Source organism: Streptomyces phaeofaciens (assembly GCF_014648915.1).
GTDB lineage: Bacteria > Actinomycetota > Actinomycetes > Streptomycetales > Streptomycetaceae > Streptomyces > Streptomyces phaeofaciens.
The window spans coordinates 1-5,157 of the sequence record NZ_BMSA01000079.1; the positions used below are offsets into that span (position 1 = coordinate 1).

Here is a 5,157-nt window from a genome sequence, read left to right on the forward strand (position 1 = left end):
GGCCTGCCGTTCGTCGTCGCCCTCAACGGCTTCGACGGCTCGCAGCCCTACCAGCCGGAGGAGGTGCGTGAGGCGCTCCAGATCGGACCGGACACCCCGATCATCACGACGGACGCCCGCCACCGCTCCGACGCCAAGAGTGCGCTGATCACTCTGGTGGAACATGCGCTGATGGCACGACTGCGGTAACTTTCCAATTACGCAGTGCCATACGGCAGTTGTCGTAGACGCTTTGGAGCCGGCTGTGGCCTTTGACACGGCCGGCTCCAGTGTTCATAACGTTTCGGCAGAGGAATCCGGTGGTACCGCCACGCGTCGCGGTCGCTTGGTGTCGCTGCGCGCACGAAGGCCCCGTCTTTTGACGGGGCTCGTTCTTTTTGACCGTTTTATCTGGGGCTTACATCACAGCGAACCAGCCCTTCTCACTGTTTGGAAGAGCGCTGGTCGTCATGCTGGAATGCCTGAACTGCCCAATAGTCAATGACGTACACATGGTCGATGGCTGACCGGGCTCTGAGACACTGCGGCACGACGAAGGTGCCGACCGCCGAGAGGTTGTTGGTCGAGTGAGGCGAAGCAAGAAAAGTCCCGAGCCGGCGGCCCGGGGCAACTTCACGCCGCCGCCGCGCGGAGCGGCGTCCGCCCCTGTGCCCGGCCCGGAGCCGACGGCCGCACCCGCCAAGAGCGGCGGCCGTCTCTCCCCCCGTAACTGGCGGGTGCCGACGCGGCTGAACGCGATCCTGCTCATACCCGTGCTGGTCGGCCTTGTCATGGGCGGCTTCCAGGTGAAGAGCTCGATCGACACGTGGCAGGAGGCCGAGGACGCGCAGAACACCGCGCGCGTCGTGCAGGCCGCCCTGTCCTACAGCGACGCGCTCTACAAGGAGCGCGACATCAGCGCCGAGCCGCTGCTCGCCGGCAAGAACGACGACGACGACGTCGTCGCGGCCCGCAAGGCCACGGACGAGGCCGCCACCGCCTTCGACCAGGCCGCCGAGAACATGCCGGCCAAGCCCGGTCTGGAGCGCCGCCTGGACCTGTTCCGCGAAGCGGAGAAGGATCTGCCGAAGATCCGCGCGGCGGCCTACACCTCGAAGCTCTCCGGTGTGCAGACCGAGGAGGGCTACACCGCGGTCGCCCACCCGCTCATGGAGTTCTCCAACGAGCTGGGCCTGGGCACCGGAAACATCACCTCCTACGGCCGTACGGTCTACGCGATCTCGCTGACCAAGGCCGCGCTGTCCCTCCAGCGGTCGATCGGCATGCATCTGCTGATCTCGCCCGGCCCGAAGGACAGCGACTTCGCCAAGCAGCGGGTCTCCCTCTCCTCGTACGCCTACCTCGAGGGCATCGCCATCGAGGAGTACACGGGCGGTGGCACCGAGGCCGACGCGCAGAAGCTCGTCGACGCCGAGGCCGACATCAAGTCGCAGACCGCCGCGTTCGCCGCCGAGCAGAAGCAGAAGAACGACGACTACGTTCCGCCGCCGTCGAAGCCGAACGTCATGGTCGCCGCCATCTCCACGATGAAGACGACCTCGGGCACCGAGCGTGCCGGTCTGGAGCAGGTCGGCATCAGCAAGGGGAACTGGTGGGCGGTCACCACGCTGAAGTACGACGCGTACCGCCAGATCGAGTCGGACATGGCCGACAAGGCGGTGACCGAGGCCTCTGACATCGCCTCGGACGCCAAGACCTCCGCGATCGTCACCGGTGCCGCCGTCGTGGTCGCCCTGCTGCTGGCGTTCATCCTCGCCGGTGCGGTGGCCCGTCAGATGTCCCGCTCGATGCGCCAGCTGCGCAACGCCGCCTTCGGCATCGCCGAGCAGCGGCTGCCGATGCTGGTCGACCAGCTCTCCCGCACCGACCCCGGCCGGGTCGACACCCGGGTGGCCCCGATCCCGATCACCACCACGGACGAGATCGGCGAAGTCGCCCGCGCCTTCGACCAGGTCCACCGCGAGGCCGTACGACTGGCCGCCGAGCAGGCTCTCCTGCGAGGCAACATCAACGCGATCTTCACCAACCTGTCGCGCCGCAACCAGTCGCTGATCGAGGGCCAGCTGACCCTGATCACCGACCTGGAGAACAACGAGGCCGACCCGGACCAGCTGGAGAACCTCTTCCGCCTGGACCACCTCGCGACCCGTATGCGCCGCAACGGCGAGAACCTCCTGGTCCTCGCCGGCGAGGAGCCCGGCCGCCGCTGGGACCAGCCGGTCCCGCTGGTCGACGTGCTGCGCGCCGCCTCCTCCGAGGTGGAGCAGTACGAGCGCATCGAGCTGTCGGGCGTCCCGGAGGCCGAGATCCACGGCCGCGCCGTGACCGACCTCGTGCACCTGCTGGCCGAGCTGCTGGAGAACGCCACCACGTTCTCCTCGCCGCAGACCAAGGTCCGTGTCACCGCGACCCGTCTCCCCGACGGCCGCGTGATGATCGAGATCCACGACAAGGGCATCGGCCTGACCGCCGAGGACTTCGCGGACATCAACCACAAGCTGGCCAACCCGCCGACGGTGGACGCCGCGATCTCGCAGCGCATGGGCCTCTTCGTGGTCGGCCGGCTGTCCGACCGGCACGGCATCCGGGTCCAGCTGCGCCCCTCGGGCGAGCAGGCCGGAACCACCTCCCTGGTCATGCTCCCGGACGCCATCACGCACGGTGGCGGCGGCGAGCAGCAGCCGGACCGCGACGAGTTCACGGTCTCGCAGATCATCCCGGAGCAGCAGCTCCCGGGCGAGAACTTCAACAACGGCCTGCCCGTGCGCACCGCCGCCGAGCTGGGCTTCGACGACAGCCGCTACGAGGTCCCCGACGACCTGCGCGACCTGGACCCGGTCGGCCGCTCCCTGACGCGCGACGAGCGCCGGTCGGCCCTGGAGGGCCAGAACGGCCAGCCGCAGCAGCAGGAGAACGCCTCCTTCGGCGACGGCTTCGACGCGCCGCGGCAGCAGCCGGCGTTCGACAACGGCTACGAGGCGGCCCAGAACGGCTACGCCGAGGCGCCCACCGGCTTCGACCGGCCGACCGGTCAGCCGGCGTACGAGGAGCCGCAGCAGGCGCCGTACGATGAGCAGCAGCGCCCGTCGTACGACGACCAGTACTACGCGCCGAACGGCGGGGCGCCGCAGGGCGACCCGTTCGCGGCGGGTGGCGGCTACCCGGACCCCGGATACGCGGAGCCGGCCCAGGAGGAGCGCGCTCCGGCGGCGGGTGAGGGTTACCCGGCGTACGAGGAGCAGTCCTACCAGGACGACTGGCCGCAGCAGAACGGTTTCCAGAACGGCTACCCGGACCAGTACGCTCCGGGAGCGGAGTCCACGCAGGCCGCTGACGCGAGTGAGCAGGACCGCGTAGGCTTCGACCGTCCGGGACCGGCCCCTTCCGCCGCCCACGCGATGACCGACGCCGGGCTCCCCCGTCGCGGATCCACTGCGGCGAGCGGTTCGAACGGCACGCGGCCCGCGCGGCAGGAGACGCCGGCTCCCCCTTCGGAGGGCAACGGCGACAGCAACTGGCGTTCGGCGAACGACGAGCGCTGGCAGCAGGCATCGTCCCTCCGCAAGCCCAAGGCGGGCGGGGTCACCGCGTCCGGCCTGCCGAAGCGGGTACCCAAGGCCAACCTGGTCGAGGGCACCGCGGCAAGCACCCCCCAGGGAGGCCCCCAGGTCTCCCGCGCCCCGGAGGACGTCCGAGGCAGGTTGAGCAACCTGCGTCGGGGTGTCCAGCGCGGACGCAACGCAGGCACTGAAACGAACGGCCAGGGCTTCGGTCCTGACAGCACCTACAACCAGGAGCGTTAGTGTGAGCCCGATGAGCCAGGCGGCACAGAACCTGAACTGGTTGATCACCAACTTCGTGGACAACACCCCGGGGGTGTCCCACACGGTGGTGGTCTCCGCCGATGGACTCCTTCTGGCGATGTCCGAAGGCTTCCCCCGCGACCGTGCCGACCAGCTCGCGGCCGTCGCCTCCGGTCTGACGTCGCTGACGGCAGGCGCCTCCCGGATCTTCGAGGGAGGTGCGGTGAACCAGACGGTTGTGGAGATGGAGCGGGGATTCCTGTTCATCATGTCCGTATCCGACGGTTCCTCGCTCGCGGTTCTCGCTCACCCCGAAGCGGACATCGGCCTCATTGGGTACGAGATGGCCCTTCTGGTGGACCGTGCCGGTACGGTCCTGACGCCCGACCTTCGTGCGGAGCTCCAAGGGAGCCTGCTCAACTAACCGGAGGACGGTGCGTTTCGGCGTCCCGAGGCCGTAGGGTTTCGGGACGCGGCTCCACAAGGATGGGTGCCCGGCACAGTCGGAGGAGGAGAGAAAGTGGCAACACCCCCAGGCGGTTCGAATTCGGGCAACTGGTCGTACGGCCCTGCCCAGGGCCAGGGCGACGGTTCCCAGAACCCGAACCGTTACAACTTCCCCTCCGCTCCCAGCCAGCAGCGGCCGTACATGCCTCAGGGTCCCCAGGGTCCCGGGCCGTCGCCGTACGACCAGCCGCAGGCCCCGCGCATCCAGCCGGTGCAGCCGCAGCGCCGCAGCCCCGAGCCGGCACCCGCCGGGGCGTCGCACAACCCCCTGGTGCGTCCGTACGCCATGACCGGCGGCCGGACGCGCCCGCGCTACCAGCTCGCCATCGAGGCGCTGGTGCACACCACTGCGCAGCCGCACCAGATGCAGGGCCAACTGCCCGAGCATCAGCGGATCTGCAATCTGTGCCGTGAGATCAAGTCGGTGGCCGAGATCTCGGCCCTCCTGACCATCCCTCTCGGCGTGGCCAGGATCCTCGTCGCCGACTTGGCGGAGGCGGGACTGGTCGCCATTCATCAGCCCGGCGGCGACGAGAACGCCGGCGGCCAGCCAGCCGTGACACTGCTCGAAAGGGTGCTCAGTGGACTTCGCAAGCTCTAGCGGGGGTCCCTCCCGCTCCACCACTTCCGCGAAGATCGTGGTGGCGGGCGGCTTCGGCGTGGGCAAGACCACGTTCGTCGGGGCTGTTTCGGAGATCAACCCGCTGCGCACCGAGGCCGTCATGACGTCCGCGTCGGCGGGTATCGACGACCTCACCCACACCGGGGACAAGACGACCACGACGGTCGCCATGGACTTCGGCCGTATCACGCTGGACCAGGACCTGATCCTGTACCTGTTCGGTAC

The 5,157-nt window shown here is 69.0% G+C and carries 4 protein-coding genes and 1 pseudogene; all 5 read left to right on the forward strand.

From position 1 onward, the window contains the following. Window positions 1-189, forward strand: a pseudogene (locus IE275_RS45495) (ATP-binding protein); the annotation flags it as partial. Window positions 190-566: 377 nt separating this feature from the next. Beyond that, window positions 567-3,803: a sensor histidine kinase gene (locus tag IE275_RS45500; RefSeq protein ID WP_189718581.1), complete on the forward strand. Its 3,237-nt coding sequence runs from the start codon at window positions 567-569 to the stop codon at window positions 3,801-3,803. Between the two features lie 10 nt (window positions 3,804-3,813). Then, window positions 3,814-4,227, forward strand: coding sequence for a roadblock/LC7 domain-containing protein (locus IE275_RS45505; RefSeq protein WP_003993185.1), 414 nt, complete (start codon window positions 3,814-3,816; stop codon window positions 4,225-4,227). A 96-nt stretch (window positions 4,228-4,323) separates the two neighbouring features. Then, on the forward strand, window positions 4,324-4,911 hold the full coding sequence (locus IE275_RS45510; RefSeq protein WP_189718582.1) for a DUF742 domain-containing protein: 588 nt from the start codon (window positions 4,324-4,326) through the stop codon (window positions 4,909-4,911). Then, window positions 4,892-5,157: ATP/GTP-binding protein (locus IE275_RS45515; RefSeq protein WP_189718583.1), on the forward strand; the 266-nt coding region annotated here is incomplete at its 3' end. The genes IE275_RS45510 and IE275_RS45515, both read left to right, overlap by 20 nt.